The following is a 15,957-nucleotide window of genomic DNA, read 5'->3' on the forward strand; positions in this document are numbered from 1 at the left end:
CTCACTGGTCGGTTTCGGCTGTGTCGGCGAGCAGACCGCGAAGGACATAGGGCATGACCCCGCCGTGGCGGAAGTAGTCGGCCTCACGGGGGGTGTCCAGGCGGACCCGGGCGGTGAACTCGCGGCCGTCGGAGAGGACGCGGACCGTGGACGGGACCTGTCCGGCGTTGAGGGTCTGCAGCCCGTGGACGGTGATCGTCTCGGCACCGGCGGGAGCCAGGTCCTGGGGGCCGCCGTCGACGAGTTCGAGCGGCAGGACGCCCATGGCGATGAGGTTCGACCGGTGGATGCGTTCGAAGGACCGCGCGATCACCGCCCGGACCCCCAGCAGCGCGGGCCCCTTGGCGGCCCAGTCCCGCGAGGACCCGCCGCCGTAGTCCCGGCCTGCCACGACGACCATGGGGATGCCGGCCTCACGGTAGGCGGCCGCCGTGTCGTGGATCGTGCTCTCGCGGCCGTCCTCAAGGAAGTTGAGGGTCCGGCCGCCACGGGTGCCGGGGGCGACCTGGTTGCGGAGCCTGACGTTGGCGAACGCGCCCCGCATCATCACCTGGTGGTTACCGCGCCTGGATGCGTACGTGTTGAGGTCCCCTCCCGATACGCCGAGCCCGGCGAGGTATCGGGCCGCCGCGCTGGAAGCGGTGATGGCGCCGGCCGGCGAGATGTGGTCGGTGGTGACCTGATCGCCGAGTTTGACCAGCACCCGTGCCCCGGTGATGTCCTTGACGGCCTCCGGTTCCCTGGTCATACCGTCGAGGTAGGGCGGGCGGCGGATGTAGGTGGAGTCCTCGTCCCAGGCGAAGCCCTCGGTCGCGGGCACGCTGATGTCCTGCCAACGCCGGTCACCGTCGAAGACGTGTCCGTAGGCGTCGGTGAACATCGCCGCGTCGATGCTCTCGGCCATCACGGCCTCGATCTCCGCCGGGTCGGGCCAGATGTCGCGCAGGAAGACAGGATCGCCCTGCGAGTCGTGGCCGAGGGGTTCGGTGCGCAGGTCGATGTCCATGGTGCCGGTGAGGGCGTAGGCGATGACCAAGGGTGGGGACGCCAGGTAGTTCATGGCCACCTCCGGCTGGATGCGACCCTCGAAGTTGCGGTTGCCGGAGAGCACGGACGCGACCGTCAGACCGGTCTCGGCTGTCGCCTCGGACACCGGGCCGATGAGCGGGCCGGAGGCTCCGATGCAGGTCATGCAGCCGAACCCGGCCAGGTGGAAGCCGAGGGCCTCCAGATCCGGGATGAGGCCGGCCCGCCGGTAGTAGTCCATGACGACCCGTGAGCCGGGGCTCAGGGTGGTCTTGACCCAGGGCCTGCTGCGCAGTCCCGCCCGGACGGCGTTCCTGGCGAGCAGCCCGGCGCCCACCATGACCGCCGGATTGGAGGTGTTGGTGCAGGAGGTGATGGCGGCGATCGCCACCGCTCCGTCGCGCAGCTCGTGCGCGGTGCCGTCGATGACGACGGTGGCGGTGGTGGCGGTGGCGGTGGCGGTCGTATCGCCGTTGGTGTTCTGCTCGCGGAGGGACGCGACAGCCGTACGGAAGCGGGACTTGGCCTGGTCCAGCGGGACGCGGTCCTCGGGGCGGGAGGGCCCGGCGAGCGAGGGAACGACCGTGGACAGATCGAGGTCGACCGTGTCGGTGAACCGGGGCGGACCGCCGGGGTGGTGCCACAGGCCCTGCTCCTTGGCGTACGCCTCGACCAGCGCGACATGGGCCTCGGAGCGCCCGATGAACCGCAGATAGCGCAGGGTCTCGTCGTCGACGGGGAACAGCGCGCAGGTCGAGCCGAACTCGGGGCTCATGTTCGCGATGGTGACGCGGTCGGCGACCGGCAGCGCCGTGACGCCCGTGCCGTGGAACTCGACGAACTTGCCGATGACTCCGTACGCCCGCAGGCGTTCGGTGATGGTCAGCACCAGGTCGGTGGCCGTGGCTCCGGCGGGCAGTTCGCCGGTCAGACGTACGCCGACGACGTCCGGGACGAGGGCGGACATGGACTGGCCGAGCATCGCGGCCTCGGCCTCGATCCCGCCGATGCCCCAGCCGAGGACGCCGAGCCCGTTGACCATGGTGGTGTGCGAGTCCGTGCCGAGACACACGTCCGGGAACGCGAGGCCGTCCTCGACCATCACCACACGGGCGAGGTGCTCCACATTCACCTGGTGCATGATTCCGTTGCCCGGGGGGACGACCGCGAACTTCTTGAGCGACTGCTGTCCCCATTTGAGGAAGCGGTACCGCTCGCCGTTGCGGGCGTACTCCAGTTCTACGTTGCGAGTCTGCGCGTCGGAGCGGCCGAAGACATCGGCGATGACCGAGTGGTCGACGACGAGTTCGGACGCGATGACGGGATTGACCAGCCCGGGGTCGCCTCCGAGGGCGGTCATGGCGTCGCGCATGGCGGCGAGGTCGACGACCGCGGGTACCCCGTTGGTGTCATGCAGGAAGACACGCGAGGCGTACAGGTCGACCGGTGTCCCCGAGGCCCCGCGCGCCAGGATCGCCTGCACCTGGTCGTCGCCCCGGCTCGTGCCGTCGTGGAAGCGCGCCACGTTCTCCAGCAGGATCCGCAGACTGACGGGGAGGTCGGCGGGGGCCAGCCCGTCGATGCGGTGGTACGAGAGTGACTGGCCGGCGACGTCGAGGCGCGCCCGGGTGCCCAGCGCGTCGAGCCCGGATCCCGCCAGGTGGTTACGGCCCATCAGAATGCCTCCGCGGCGGACGGGTCGGGGGCCCCGGGGAAGGAAAGTACGAACAGGAGGTGACCGGCGCCGGTGAAGCGGTCGGGCCACGGTCGGCCGGTCATCGCGGGTCTCCCTGCGGAGCGCCGGCCCCCGCTGTGGCCCGCCGACGCAGGGCGCGGGCGGCGAGCAGCGGAGCACTCAGGACCGGCGCACCGAGCGCGTTCTCCACACCGGCGCGTGCGGGAGCCAGGCCCGTAGAGGGAGCAGGACAGCAGCACCGCGTCGGCACCGCCGTGGGCGGCATGACCGATCAGGGAAAGCATCCTGTCGAACAGGGCGGGCGTGAGCTCGCCGGCCGCCTCCGCGTCACTGGTGAGGCGGTCGTCCAGCAGGTTCCACACCGATGCCTCGGGGTAGCCCTCGGCGAGGGCGGATTCCGCAGGTCCGACCGATGCCCGGGTCGCGTGGACGACGGCCACCGTGTGCGGTCGGTCGGTCCGGTGCCCGCGGGTCGAGGCAACGCCGTCCTCGACGATCCGTGCGGCGCGGGTCAGCGTCTCGTCCTGGTGCCGGGTGCCGACGGCCCGGCCCGCATCCGGCGTGGTGCTGCGGGGGGGTAGCGGTCATGCTCTTCCTCCCTTGAAGAGACCAGACGTGCGCCTCAGTCGAGTCGCCGCAAACAGTGACGGTTATAACCTATGACGTCAACCTGGCGGCAGAACCGTACACGCTGCGAAGGAGGATGCTCACTGGCGTACTCACCAACGACTCGCTAGGTTATAACCATCGATTCTCAGAGGGGACCGCATGTCGCAGCCGGTTGAGGCTTTCGAGACGAAGAGCGACTTCGCCTACCGTCAGGTCCGCGACCGGATCCTCTCCGGGGAGCTGGAGCCCGGCTCGGTGATCCAGCAACGGGAACTCGCGAGCTTCATCGGCATCAGCACCACGCCGCTGCGTGAGGCGCTGCGCCGCCTCAAGAGCGAGGGGCTGGTCGAGCTGGACGCCCACCGGGACGCCCGGGTCTCACCGTTGCGGGCCGAGGAGGCGCGCGATCTGCTGGAGATCCGGCGGTCCCTGGACCCCTTGGCCGCCTCGCTGGCCGCCGAACGGCGCACCAACGCCGACATCCGGGCCATCCGCGCCGCGGCGGAGGGCCTGGCCCCGCTGCATCCCCACCCGAGCGTGGCGCAGCTGGTGGCACACCGCCGCTTCCACGCCGCGATCTACACGGCGTCCCACAACGACCTGCTGATCGGGACGCTCGAGGGGCTCTGGGACAAGGCCGACCGCTATCGCCTTCTGGCGCTCCGTACGGACCCGGGCCAGGACGCCCGGGACCAGAAGGCCAAGGAGCATGCCGCACTCGTCGAATGCGTCGCCCTGGGAGACAGCGCCGGCGCGGCGGAGATCATGCGCAAGCACATCGACACCAGCCTCGGAGCGACAGCGGTGTGGCGGCTCGGCCACCGCGACTCGGCCGACGGGACCTGACCTTTCGACGCCGGGCCATGCCGACCCTCACCGGAATCCGACGCACGTCGCGGTGGCCCTTGACACAACGCCCTGGAGTTTCAGTGCACAGGACTTCCCCCACCGCGCGTGACACCGGATGGGCCGGCATCGTCGCGCACGGGGCCGTCCGCGACAGTAGCGTCGTTCTCCTGCCGACCAGCTGATTCCCGACAGCAGACGAGTCGGACCCGGGGTGGGCGAATCGTCGTCGCAACGGTGCACATCGGCATGCGTCGTGGTCGTTGCGGCATGGAGCAGGTGACAGGCGGAGAAGCGAGGCTCTGAGCAGCCGCACCGTGAAGGCGGCGGACTGTGAAGGAGTAGTCTCATGGGCCGATACGATCTCGCCCTCATCGGGTTCGGAGGCGTCAACCGCGCGCTTGCCGAGCTCATATCCCGGAACGGGGAGCGCCTGGCCAAGGAGCTGGGCTTCGCCCTGCGGGTGGTGGCGATCACCGATCTGCGGGCCGGTTCCCTGGTGGACACCGACGGCATCGATCTGGCGCCGCTGCTGGCCGCCGAGCCGGGGGAGCTGGATTTCGCGGGCCTTGCCGGCGGCAGCGCGGATCCGCGTAACGAGTGGGTGATCCGCGAGGTCCCGGCCGACATCGTCGTGGAGGCGACGTTCACCAACCCCGCCCACGGCGAGCCCGCCCTGTCCCATGTGCGCTGGGCCCTGGAATCGGGCAAGCACGTGTGCACCACGAACAAGGGTCCGGTCGCGCTCGCCGGCGGGGCTCTCAGGCGGCTGGCTGCCGAGCGTGGTGTCAGCTTCGAGTTCGAGGGCTCGGTACTCAGCGGCACCCCCATCCTTCGCACCGCCGAGCGCATGTTCGGCGGTCTGGAGATCACAGGTGTCCAGGGCATCATGAACGGCACCTCGAACTACATCCTCGGCCGCCTCGAAGAGGGCATCGAGCTTTCCGCCGCCATCGCCGAAGCCCAGGAACTCGGTTACGCCGAAGCCGACCCCACCGCGGACATCGAGGGCCACGACGTCCAGCTCAAGGTCATGATCCTGGCCAACGAGGTCCTCGGTGCCGACCTGCGCCGCGAGGACGTCTTCTGCGAGGGCATCTCCGCGATCACCCCCCACGAGGTGCGGGACGCCGCCTCGAAGGGGCTGCGCTGGAAGCTGGTCGGCTCCGCCACCCGCCACGAGGACGGCAGCGTCGACGCCCGCGTCGCCCCGCTCGCCCTGCCCGCTCAGCACCCGCTCGCCGGCATCTCCGGCCCGGTCAACGCGGTCGCCTTCCACACCGACCTCCTCGGCACCGTCACGGTCTCGGGGCCGGGTGCCGGCCGCATCGAGACCGCCTACGCCCTGCTGTCGGACATCATCGCCATCCACCAGCGCCACGCCGACGACGACACCGCCCCCACGCGCCCCGCTCTCCAGGAGACTCACCGTGTCTGACACCGCCGTGCCCCCCGGCATCGAACTCGGCACCGACGCCACGCCCGTGCACAACCCCTACACCGGCGAGGTCATCGCCTCGGTCCCCACCGTCGACGCGGGCGCCGTCGGCGGCATCCTGCAGCAGGCCAGATGCGGGCGCCGCACCGCCGCCGCGCTGTCCCGCGCCTCCCGGGCCGCCGTCCTGGAACGCGCCGCCCACCTGATCGAGCGGCGCACCGAGTCCTTCGCCCAGCTGATCGTCAGCGAGGCCGGCAAGACCATCGCCCAGGCCCGCAAAGAAGTCTCCCGCGCCGTCAACACCCTCTCGCTGTCCGCGGCCGAGGCGCGGCGCAATGCCGGCGAGGTCATCCCCTTCGACTCCCACGAAGGTTCGGAGAAACGGCAGGGCTGGTTCACCCGCGAACCGCTCGGCATCATCGCCGCCATCACCCCGTACAACGACCCCCTCAACCTGGTCGCCCACAAACTCGGCCCGGCCATCGCCGGCGGCAACGCGGTCATCCTCAAACCCTCCGCCCTGACCCCGCTGTCCGCGCTGCGCCTGGTCGACACCCTCATCGAGGCCGGCCTCCTCGAGGAGATCGTCACCGTCGTCAACGGCGACGCCGACCTCGCCGCCGCGATCGTGGCCGCCCCCGACGTGCGCATGGTGTCCTTCACCGGCGGATTCGCCACCGGCGAGGCCATCTCCCGCACCGCCGGCCTGAAGAAGCTCGCCATGGACCTGGGCGGCAACGCCCCGGTCATCGTCATGGACGACGCCGACCTGGACGAGGCCGTCGCCTCCTGCGTCTCCGGCGCGTTCTGGGCCGCGGGCCAGAACTGCATCGGCACCCAGCGGATCCTCATCGCCGCCGAGGTCTACGACCGTTTCCGCGACGCCTTCGTCGCCCGCACCAAACTTTTGCGCGTCGGCGACCCCCTCGACGAGCGCACCGACGTCGGCCCCATGATCACCCAGCAGGCCGCGGCCGCCACCCGGGCCAAGGTCGACACGGCGGTGGCCCAGGGCGCGGTACTGCTGTGCGGCAACGACACCACCGGCGCCCTGTACACGCCGGCCGTCCTGGAAGACGTCCCGGCCGCCTGCTCGATCTGGCAGGAGGAGGTGTTCGCCCCGGTCGTCGTGCTGCAGCCGTTCACGTCCTTCGAGGACGCCATCGAGCAGGCCAACGCCATCGACTACAGCCTCCATGCGGGCATCTTCACCTCCCGTCTGGACCGCGCCCTGACCGCGGCCCGGCTGCTGGAAGCAGGCGGAGTGATGATCAACGACTCCTCCGACTACCGCTTCGACGCCATGCCGTTCGGCGGGTTCAAGTACGGCAGCATGGGCCGCGAAGGCGTGCGCTTCGCCTTCGAGGAGATGACCCAGCCCAAGGTCGTCTGCGTCAACCACATCACCGACGTGGTCCAATGACCGCCTTCCGCACCGAGCGCGAACCCATGGCACCGAACGGTGACCGGCGAGGACCTGCCGATGCGCTGCTCACCCCGGCTCCGTCGAACTCCGCGCTCCTCGCGGGCGGTTGACGACACCGGACAGGGTGAGGGCGGTGACCGTGTCCCGTACGCCGGGCATCTGGGCGATGTCCTCCCAGATGCCCCGTACGCGTTCCAGCGAGGCCGCTTCCAGGCGCACCATGATGTCGAAGTCGCCGCTGAGGATCTCGCAGATGACGACCTCGGGGATGCGTTTGAGTGCGGCCAGGACGTCGCCGCCGCGCATGCGGTCCTGGCGGTAGACGAGGACGAGCGCCGAGACGACATTGCCGGTATCGGCGCCCGCTCGGACGATGGTGTAGCCGGCGATGTGGCCTTGGCGCTCCAACCGTTCGATGCGCTGGCGCACCGCGTTGCGGGACAGCAGCACCTTGCCGGCCAGCTCGGCGTGCGCGATGCGGCCGTTGCGGGTCAGCTCGGTGATGATCTTCTCGTCGATGGCGTCCACGGTCGACCGTCTCCTTCGCGAATCGTCCCTCGGCATCCCGGCTCGCTTCGGCGAGATCACCCGAGACAAGGGTGTGCTCGTCGGTGTGTTTCTCCAGCCACCCACCGACAGCGATCAGCCGGTCGCGGTGGCCGGCTTGCCGCCGGCCACGGTTCAATGGGTGGGCATGAGGCCGTCAGTCGTGCGGGGCGGCGATGGCGGCGAGGTGCGTGCCGGGGCGGACGGAGAGTCCGTTCATGTGGTAGATGATCGTTCCGGTGGAGACGGCGGCGACCTTGCGCTCGGCGCCGTCGACCGGGTCGATGATGCGGCCGATGGTCTGTCCCTCGGTGACCTCGTCGCCGGTGACCGCGTCCGGGTACCAGAGGCCTGCGGCCGGAGACTCGACCTCGCCCGTCCAGATCCAGTCGCGCGGCTGCACGGTCACCGGTGCGAGGTGCTGCGGCGCCTCGAGGACGCCGAGGTGGTGCAGGAGCCGGTACAGGCCGTCGAGGAGCCTGCGTACGGTGGCGGGGTCGCGGTCGCCGAGCTGGCCGGTCTCGACGAGGATCGCGGGGATGCCACGCCGGTTCGCGGCGGCGTGGCTGTTGCCGCCGTCCGGGCTGGTGCCGAAGATGACCCGCTCGTATCCGACCGCGTGGGCCATTCCCCTGTTCTTCGCGTCCAACTCGTCGTCACCGGTCAGGCGGTAGCCGACGAAGTCGAGCAGGTGCTGGTCGATGCCGCCGCTGTGCAGGTCCACGTAGGCGTCGGCGCCGTCGATCAGGTTCTCGAACAGCCAGGCCGCCATCCGGTCGGTGGGACCGCCGTCCCTGTCGCCGGGGAAGACGCGGTTGATGTTGACGCCGTCCAGCGGGGAGATGTTGAGCCTGCCCCCGTAGACGGCCGGGGGGTTGGACACGGGGCAGATCACCAGCTGGCCGGCGATCTCGTCCGGTTCCAGCAGCCCGGCCAGGCGGGTGGTGGCGTCGACGGGGATGAACTCGCCACCGTGGACACCGCCGGTGATCACGACCCTCGGGCCCGGGCGGGAGCCGTTGACGAGGATCAGGGGCACCTCCACCGTCGTGGTGCCCAGGTCGGCGGACAGGCCGCCGCGCGTCTTCCGGCCGGGCTCGGCACGCAGCGGGCCGATGGTCAGGGTCATGGCTTTCCTCGTTGGGGCTCAGGCCGCGGTGCGGCCGTTTGTGGTGATGAAGTCGATCGGCTGGGAGGTGCGGCCTTCCAGGGCGAGGTCCGCGGCGATGTCGCCCATGGCGGGCGAGATCTTGAAGCCCTGGCCGGAGAAGCCGGCCAGCAGGACGATGTCGTCGCAGCCCTGCAGGGGGCCGACCAGCGGGAGGGTGCTGTCGGTGTAGCCCTCCATGAAGACGGACAGGCGCACGGGGTCGGGGTTCAGGCCGGGCAGGTGGCGGCGCACCGCCGTGGTGAAGGTCTCCAGTTCCTCCGGTGCGACGGTCCGGTTCAGCCGGTTGGGGTCGTCCACGGGCTTGTGGTGGGGCTGGGGCAGGCCGAGCTTGACCGTCAGGCCGTCCGGGGACGGGATGCCGTAGAAGGGGATGTCGCCGCAGCGGATGAAGGCGGGACGCTCGGCGTCCGCCGGGTGGTCCTCGTGGGGCAGGAACCAGGCGCTGATGGCGCGGTAGACGCTCACTTCCCATGGCAGGTCGGGCAGCAGGTCACCCACCCAGGGGCCGGGGGTGACGACCGCGGCGTCGAAGCGCTCGGTGTCGGTGTCGGTGCGGATCTCCACGCCTCCCCCGGCGACGGGAGTGACTTCCCGCACCGGGGTGTAGCGGCGGATCCGGGCCCCCAGCTCCTCGGCGCGCCGGGCCGCGGTCTGGACCGTCAGCTCGGGGCGGACGAAGCCCGCGTGGGAATCGAGGACCACCAGGTCGCCGTCGTCGACGCGGAACTGCGGGAAACGCTTGGCCATCGCCTCGGTGTCGATCACCTCGTGGTCGAGGCCGTGCTCGGCGATGCCGTCCATGACGGTTCGTATCTCGGGGTCGTCGGCCGGCCCCATGACCAGGGCTCCGGTCAGGCGGCGCAGTTCCCGCCCGGTCTCCGACTGCAACTGCTTCCAGAGGGCGTCGGCGTGCCGGACGAGCGGCACGTAGCGGCCGTCGTGGGTCTGCACACTGCGGAAGACCCGGGTCTCGCCGCCGGCGGCGCTGCGGTCGTGGCCGGGGGCGAACCGGTCGTAGCCGACGACCTCGGCGCCGCGGGCCGCCAGCCGCCAGGCGGCCTGGCTGCCCATCGTTCCCACGCCGACGACGGCGACGCGCTTCCTGGCAGCTGACACAGGACTTTCCTTTCGTATCGCCGGGCCGCAAGTTGGGCCCTGAGCGTGAGGACGCTTGGTGGCGACTTGGAGAGGGTGCACCCTTGGGCCCCAACGCCCGGCGCTGTGCCACAATGTGGCATATCATGCTATTATTTGGCACAGAGAATGGCAGCGACTTCGGAGGGAGTCAAGAGGTCCCGGGTTGGCTCTGACTACAGACCCACCACGGAGGCCAGTTGGGATCGGAGGGTGCCGGCGTGGGGCTGCAGGGAGCCGTGGAAGGCGGCGGATCCGATGGTGAAGGCGTCGGCCCCGGCTGATGCGAGCGCCTGTATCTGGTCGGTGCTGGTGATGGAGCCGGCGATGACCAGTCGGCCGGTGGTGGCGGCGCGGGCGGCGCGGACCAGGTCGAGGGGGTCGGCATCGGTGGCGCGGTACGCGAGGAGGTCGACGCCGGCGCAGCCGGCGGCCTCCGCTCGTCGGCAGTCATCGGCGATGCGGTCCGGGTCGCCGGCGAGGCGGGTGGGGTGCCCCAGGGGTTCTCCGGCGAAGGGCAGGTAGCCGATGGAAGTGCCGTGCAGGAAGTTGAGGGTCTCCTCGATCCAGGTGCCGCCCATCAGCCAGTCGACGCCGAGTTCGGTGGCCGTCCGTACCGAGGCGAGAGCCTGGTCCCGGTGGGTGCTGACGACTTCGAGGTAGGTGGTGGCGCCCATGTCCTTGATGCGGGTGTGGAGCTGGGCGAGGGTGTCGGGGTCAACGCCGATGTCTTTGAATCCGATGTGGGTGATGCCGAGGTTCTCGATGGTGTCGAGGACGTCGAGGCAGTCGGTGACGGTGCGGTCGTCGCGGGTGAGCATGAAGATGAAGTCCATGGTGTCCTTCGGTTTTCTGTTCCCGGGCTGATGTGAGCCGTGGGTCAGGGGCGGTCCGGTGCCCCTGCGGACAGGCGGTCGGCGTGGGTCAGGGCGGCGAGCAGGCTGGTGTGGTCGGCCGTGCCGAGACCGGCGATGTCGAAGGCGGTGCCGTGGTCGACGCTGGTGCGGACGAAGGGCAGGCCGATGGTGATGTTGACGCCGTGTTCGATCCCGAGGTACTTGACGGGGATGAGGCCCTGGTCGTGGTACTGGGCGACCACGGCGTCGAAGGCTCCGGCGCGGGCTCGCATGAAGACGGTGTCGGCGGGCCAGGGTCCGCTGGCCTGGATGCCTTCGCCCTGCGCGGTCTCGATGGCGGGCGTGATGATGTCCAGGTCCTCGCGGCCGAAAAGGCCGTTCTCCCCTGCGTGGGGGTTGAGGCCGGCGACGGCGATGCGGGGGGCGGGCAGGCCGCTGCGCTGGAGTGTGCGGTGGGTGAGGCGGATGATGTCGAGTACGCGCGGGGTGGTGATCGCGTCGATCGCGGTGCGCAGTGACTGGTGCACGGTGACCAGGACGATCCGCAGTTCGTCGGTGGCCATCATCATCGCGTAGTCCGTGGTGCCGGACAGGTCGGCGAGGATCTCGGTGTGCCCGGGGTAGGGGACGCCGGACAGGCGCAGTGCTTCCTTGTTGATCGGCGCGGTCACCAGAGCCCGTATCTCGTGGGCCATCGCGAGCTGGATACCGCGGCGGACGTAACTGAAGGACGCCGCTCCGGCTCGGGCATCGAGTGCGCCCCACGGCAGGCCGGCCGGAAGGCCGTTCTCGGCGAGGACGTCCACCGTGCCGGGTGCGAACACCGCCTCATCGACCGATGAAATGGGGCGGAGCGCGAGCCGGGTGTCGGCGATCTTGTTGGCGCGGTCGAGGACGTCGATGTCGCCGATGACGACGACGGGCACGGTGCGCCCGGTATCGGCGCACGCTTTGAGGGTGATCTCGGGGCCGATTCCGCAGGGGTCGCCCATGGTGAGGGCGATCGGAGTCATGCGTGCTCTCCTGGGTCGGGGCGTTGTCGGATGAGGTGGCACAGGCGCAGGAGCAGGGCGTCGTCGCCGAAGCCGCCTGCCTTGATCAGCACGGGAAGGGGGAGGGGGCCGGTCAGGGATCCGCGGACGACGCCGGGTTCGGGTTCGTCGAGCAGGTCGATGCCGGTGGCGCCGAGGGGCTGGAGCACGGTGGTGGCTGTTTCTCCCCCGGTGATGACGAGGGCGTCGACCGTGCGGTCTTCGGTCAGCGCCTTGACGACTGCTGCCTGGGAGCGGGCGAGTACGTGTGCGGTCTGTGGCGTGTGGCGTTCATCGGGTGTCCGCAGGGTGAGGACGGGGGCCGTCAGGCCGCGCAGCGTCTCCACGGCCGGGGCCGGATCGACGCTGACGGTGACACCCTGGACGTCCACCCTGGTGTGCAGCTCGGCCAACTGCCGTCGGGTCGCCGGGTTGGTGCTGCCGACCACGATCAGCGGACGGCGGACCGGCGGCGGGGCGGGCGGTGACGTAGCGCTGTCCGCAGCGCGTGCACACCTTCGGGCCAGGGCGGCCGCCAGACCTGGGGAGCCGACCCACAACACTTCGTCGAGTCGCGGCACCGCTGCCACCAGACGGTCGAGGTCGCCGTCCTCGGCGGCGGAGCAGACGATCAGGTCACCGTTCCCGATCAGTTCGGGCAGCTCGGCTGACCGGTCCGGCTGACCGAGAACGGCCTCCGGAAACAGCGCGGCGAGGTCCGAGCACCGCACGGGGTGTACCGGGTCGCGGGCGTAGTCGCTCTCGTGGACCGGTACGCCCCGCACGTACTGGACACCCTCCACCGTCACCCTGCCCTCCGCGGGGAAGGCAGGAGCGATGACGACGGCCCGCCTCCGCGATCCCGCCCATGCGGCCCGGACCTCTGCCGCGACATGACCGCGCAGGGTGGAATCCACCGTCTTGAAGAGCAACTCCGAGCCGGCGAACAGGCGGGCCGCACGCCACGTACGCGAAGCGGCGGCCTCCTCGTCCAGCACCCGGCTCCCGAGGTCGACCGCGCTCACGCCCACGGCGTGCCGTGGCACGCCCGCCGTGGGCGTGAGCAGGATCCGGGCGTCGTGACCGACCTGGCGGAACGGCGCGGCACCGTCCCCTGCGCTGGTGAGGTCATCCGCCAGGATGGCGATACCCCGCCGCACGTCGTCGCGGAATGTCATGCCCCACCTCTCCCTCAGCGCCACGCTTGCTGTGACCAGATCAATGGTCGTTGAGGTGAAGGAGCAGGACAAACGATTCATTCTCACAAGACTTGTGAGTAGAGTTCACGCATGCGATGGTCGGCCCTTCCTCCTCTGAACACGCTGCTGCCCTTCGAAGCGACCGTCCGGCACGCGAGCATGACCGCGGCGGCGCAGGAACTGCACGTCACGCACGGCGCGGTGAGCCGACAGATCCAGAATCTGGAACGGTCCCTTGGAACATCACTGTTCGAGCGACAGACACGCGCCCTGCGCCCGACCCCTCAGGCTCGCCAGCTGGCGGCCGTCGTCCGGGACGCGCTCGATCAGATCGATGCGGCAGCCCGGCAGATCGCACACCGCACACCCGCAGGACCGCTCACCCTCTCGTGTGAGCCCACACTCCTGATGCGATGGCTCATTCCCCGGCTCCCCGATCTGGCCGTGAACGTGCCGGACGTCGCCGTCCACCTGTCCGCAGGCGGCGGCCCTGTCTTCTTCGAGCGGGACAACATCGACCTCGCGATCCGCCGGGACGACTTCCCGTTCCCCGAAGAGGCGAGCCGGATGCGCTTGTTCGCCGAGCGGATCGGACCCGTCTGCCGGCCCGATCTCGCGACCCGCCTGACCGGCGCCGCCGGCGTATCGCAGGTAACCCTTCTGCACACCGACACACGGCCGCACGCGTGGGACGACTGGCGACGTATCACCGGCATGAAAGCAGAGCCCGCCTCCCAGCAGACCCTGGAGCACTTCTATCTGACCCTCCAGGCCGCCGCGGCCGGCGTCGGGGTCGCCATCGCCCCGTATGCCGTCGCCCGCGACGACCTGGGGCGAGGGCAACTCGTCGCACCCTTCGGCTTCGTCCCCGACGGCACCAGCTACCACCTCCTCAGCCGTCAATCACCCGAGCGAGACGGACGCGTCCGCCGGCTGACGGCATGGCTGCGGGCCAGGACGAGCCAGCTCGAAAACGATTCCGAACCAGTGTGACCACTGGACCGGCCGCACCTTCGGTGCTGGGTGTCCCGTCAGGTTGCCGCCCGCAGCAAGTACCGGATCTACTGCGGCAGAGCCCCTACCGCCATCATCGCGACCTGGCGGCGGAAGATTCCGGCCGCCGGGGTGAGGTAGAGGTATACGCATTCCCCGCGCCGGCAGTACCGCATGTGCGACCGATCGACAGGTGCGGCGTGGGCAGCCCTGCGCTGGAGTCCGCCTTGCTCAGGTGTTGAAGCCGGGCAGGGACAGGTACTTGAGCTGCTGGTACTCGTGGAGGCCCTCGGGTCCGCCCTCGCGGCCCAGGCCCGACTGCTTGACCCCACCGAAGGGCGCCGCGACCTCCGAGACCAGCCCGCGGTTGATGCCGACCATTCCGGCCTGCAGACGGGCGGCGACCCGGCGGGCACGGTCGATGTGGGACGTCATCACGTACGACGCGAGGCCGTGCTCGGTGTCGTTGGCCACCGCCATGGCCTCGGCCTCGGTGGAGAACCGGTGGATGGCGGCGACGGGTCCGAAGACTTCCTCGTGCATGATCGCGGCGTCGGCGGGGACGTGGTCCAGCACGGTCGGGGCCGCATAGTGGCCCGGCCCGTCAGGGATGTCCGCCTTGCCGATGACGACGGCACCACGGGCCACGGCGTCCTCGACGAGGTGGCGGACCTTGGCCACCGCACGGTGGTCGGCCAGCGGGCCGAGCTCGGTGTCCTCCAGGTCCGGCGAGCCCACCCGAACGGCGGCCATGCGCTCGGCCAGCGCGGCGGCGAACGCGTCGGCGATTCCCTCCTGGACCAGGAACCGGTTGGCCCCGACACAGGACTGACCGCCCAGCCGCATCTTCGCGATCATCGCTTCGCGGACCGCGAGGTCGAGGTCGGCGTCGTCGAAGACCAGGAACGGCGCGTTGCCGCCCAGCTCCATCGAGGTGCGCAGCACCCGCGCACCACTCTGCTGAAGCAACAGTCTGCCGACCGGGGTGGACCCGGTGAAGGACAGCTTGCGCAGCCGGGGGTCGGCCAACAACGCCGTGGTGACCGCTGCCGCGTCGCTGCTGGTGATCACGGTCAGGACACCCGCGGGCGCGCCGGCCTCGCGCGCCAGCTCGCCCAGTATCAGGGAGGACAGCGGGGTGAGCGCGGCCGGTTTGAGCACGGCGGTGCAGCCGGCGGCGAGGGCTGCGGCTGCCTTGCGGGCGGCCATGGCCAGCGGCACGTTCCATGGGGTGATGAGCAGGCAGGGCCCGACCGGTTCGGAGACGGTGACGATGTGACTCTTGCCGTCGGGGGAAGGCGTGCTGCGTGCGTGGGGGCGGACCGCCTCCTCGGCGTACCAGCGGAAATACGCTGCGGCGTAGTCGACCTCGCCCCGGGCTTCCGTGATCGTCTTGCCGATCTCCAGGGTGATGATCCGGGCCAGACGCTCACGGTGCTCGATCAGGAAGTCGGTGATCCGGTGCAGGACGCTCGCCCGGTCCCGCGGGCTGGTGAGGGCCCACTGGTCGGCGGCCGCGGCCGCCGCGTCCAGTGCTTTCAGCGCGTCTTGTGCGCCGCAGTCGGCGACGGTGGCTATGACTTCCTCGGTTGCGGGGTTGCGCACCTCGAAGGTGCGACCGCCGGTGGCGGGTTGCCAGTCGTGGGCGAGGAAGCCACGGGGGACGGATTCCAGGACTGCCGACTCCCCAGAAGGAGCGGTGAGCGTGTCAGTCATGCGCGTGGCTCTTTCGCTGATCGCAGGATGGTGTGGTGAGGGAGCACGATCGGTGGCGGCGGTGGTGGTCATACGGCCTCGCCTCCGGGGTTGGCGACGCCGACGGTGTTCTCGACCGAGAGCAGGGATTCCTGTCGTCCGGAGCCGATCCAGCGGACCAGGGCCACCAGGCCGAGGGCGAGGATGGCGAAGGCGGTCAGGAGTGCGCTGACGGCGGTGACGCTGGGGTCGATCTCGAAGGTGAGGGAGTTGTAGACCCGCACCGGCAG

At 70.3% G+C, this 15,957-nt stretch carries 12 protein-coding genes and 1 pseudogene; 4 read left to right on the forward strand and 9 right to left on the reverse strand.

All coding sequences use genetic code 11. The features are described from left to right. Position 1 precedes the first annotated feature (1 nt). The gene (gene acnA, locus ACWD26_RS37340; protein ID WP_451277014.1) at positions 2-2,701 is read right to left on the reverse strand and encodes an aconitate hydratase AcnA; all 2,700 of its coding nucleotides are present in this window, start codon (positions 2,699-2,701) and stop codon (positions 2-4) included. Between the two features lie 789 nt (positions 2,702-3,490). Between acnA and ACWD26_RS37345 the strand changes: the two genes are divergently transcribed. The 3 genes from ACWD26_RS37345 (at position 3,491) to ACWD26_RS37355 (ending at position 7,038) form a co-directional block, all read left to right on the forward strand. Next, on the forward strand, positions 3,491-4,177 hold the full coding sequence (locus ACWD26_RS37345; RefSeq protein WP_451277016.1) for a GntR family transcriptional regulator: 687 nt from the start codon (positions 3,491-3,493) through the stop codon (positions 4,175-4,177). A gap of 349 nt (positions 4,178-4,526) precedes the next feature. Beyond that, a complete protein-coding gene (locus ACWD26_RS37350) occupies positions 4,527-5,615 on the forward strand; it encodes a homoserine dehydrogenase (protein WP_451277018.1) in 1,089 nt (362 codons plus the stop codon). Next, positions 5,608-7,038, forward strand: a complete 1,431-nt coding sequence (locus ACWD26_RS37355; RefSeq protein WP_451277019.1) for an aldehyde dehydrogenase family protein — start codon at positions 5,608-5,610, stop codon at positions 7,036-7,038. Before ACWD26_RS37350 ends, ACWD26_RS37355 begins: the two co-directional genes overlap by 8 nt. Positions 7,039-7,107: 69 nt before the next feature. Here the strand turns inward: ACWD26_RS37355 and ACWD26_RS37360 are convergent, their stop codons facing one another. From ACWD26_RS37360 to ACWD26_RS37385, 6 genes are all read right to left on the reverse strand, one after another. Next, positions 7,108-7,569 (reverse strand): Lrp/AsnC family transcriptional regulator, encoded by a 462-nt coding sequence (locus ACWD26_RS37360; protein ID WP_451277021.1) that lies wholly within the window; start codon positions 7,567-7,569, stop codon positions 7,108-7,110. Between the two features lie 175 nt (positions 7,570-7,744). Next, complete coding sequence (locus tag ACWD26_RS37365; RefSeq protein ID WP_451277023.1) at positions 7,745-8,716, reverse strand: succinylglutamate desuccinylase/aspartoacylase family protein; 972 nt, start codon at positions 8,714-8,716, stop codon at positions 7,745-7,747. Between the two features lie 18 nt (positions 8,717-8,734). Beyond that, entirely contained in the window at positions 8,735-9,874 is a 1,140-nt protein-coding gene (solA, locus tag ACWD26_RS37370) for an N-methyl-L-tryptophan oxidase (protein ID WP_451277024.1), read from the reverse strand. Between the two features lie 194 nt (positions 9,875-10,068). Continuing rightward, positions 10,069-10,728 carry a HisA/HisF-related TIM barrel protein gene (locus ACWD26_RS37375; protein ID WP_451277026.1) on the reverse strand — a complete coding sequence of 220 codons (660 nt, stop codon included), beginning with the start codon at positions 10,726-10,728 and terminating at the stop codon, positions 10,069-10,071. 44 nt (positions 10,729-10,772) lie between these two features. Then, positions 10,773-11,762 (reverse strand): 4-hydroxythreonine-4-phosphate dehydrogenase PdxA, encoded by a 990-nt coding sequence (gene pdxA / locus ACWD26_RS37380; RefSeq protein WP_451277028.1) that lies wholly within the window; start codon positions 11,760-11,762, stop codon positions 10,773-10,775. Beyond that, positions 11,759-12,958, reverse strand: coding sequence for a four-carbon acid sugar kinase family protein (locus ACWD26_RS37385; protein WP_451277030.1), 1,200 nt, complete (start codon positions 12,956-12,958; stop codon positions 11,759-11,761). The genes pdxA and ACWD26_RS37385 overlap by 4 nt, the downstream gene beginning before the upstream one ends. A gap of 111 nt (positions 12,959-13,069) precedes the next feature. On the opposite strand from ACWD26_RS37385, the gene ACWD26_RS37390 reads away from it, so the two are divergent. Next, a complete protein-coding gene (locus ACWD26_RS37390; RefSeq protein WP_451277032.1) occupies positions 13,070-13,972 on the forward strand; it encodes a LysR substrate-binding domain-containing protein in 903 nt (300 codons plus the stop codon). A 231-nt stretch (positions 13,973-14,203) separates the two neighbouring features. Here ACWD26_RS37390 and ACWD26_RS37395 read toward each other — a convergent pair whose 3' ends face one another. After that, a complete protein-coding gene (locus ACWD26_RS37395) occupies positions 14,204-15,688 on the reverse strand; it encodes an NAD-dependent succinate-semialdehyde dehydrogenase (RefSeq protein ID WP_451277034.1) in 1,485 nt (494 codons plus the stop codon). Positions 15,689-15,756: 68 nt separating this feature from the next. After that, positions 15,757-15,957, reverse strand: a pseudogene (locus ACWD26_RS37400) (ABC transporter permease); the annotation flags it as partial.

The sequence above is a fragment of the Streptomyces sp. NPDC002787 genome (genome assembly GCF_053592095.1).

Bases quoted from the DNA above. Each gene is read 5' to 3' on its own strand.
- acnA (WP_451277014.1), bottom strand. From the start codon at position 2,701: ATGGGCCGTAACCACCTGGCGGGATCCGGGCTCGACGCGCTGGGCACC.
- ACWD26_RS37345 (WP_451277016.1), top strand. From the start codon at position 3,491: ATGTCGCAGCCGGTTGAGGCTTTCGAGACGAAGAGCGACTTCGCCTAC.
- ACWD26_RS37350 (WP_451277018.1), top strand. From the start codon at position 4,527: ATGGGCCGATACGATCTCGCCCTCATCGGGTTCGGAGGCGTCAACCGC.
- ACWD26_RS37365 (WP_451277023.1), bottom strand. From the start codon at position 8,716: ATGACCCTGACCATCGGCCCGCTGCGTGCCGAGCCCGGCCGGAAGACG.
- ACWD26_RS37375 (WP_451277026.1), bottom strand. From the start codon at position 10,728: ATGGACTTCATCTTCATGCTCACCCGCGACGACCGCACCGTCACCGAC.
- pdxA (WP_451277028.1), bottom strand. From the start codon at position 11,762: ATGACTCCGATCGCCCTCACCATGGGCGACCCCTGCGGAATCGGCCCC.
- ACWD26_RS37385 (WP_451277030.1), bottom strand. From the start codon at position 12,958: ATGACATTCCGCGACGACGTGCGGCGGGGTATCGCCATCCTGGCGGAT.
- ACWD26_RS37390 (WP_451277032.1), top strand. From the start codon at position 13,070: ATGCGATGGTCGGCCCTTCCTCCTCTGAACACGCTGCTGCCCTTCGAA.
- ACWD26_RS37395 (WP_451277034.1), bottom strand. From the start codon at position 15,688: ATGACTGACACGCTCACCGCTCCTTCTGGGGAGTCGGCAGTCCTGGAA.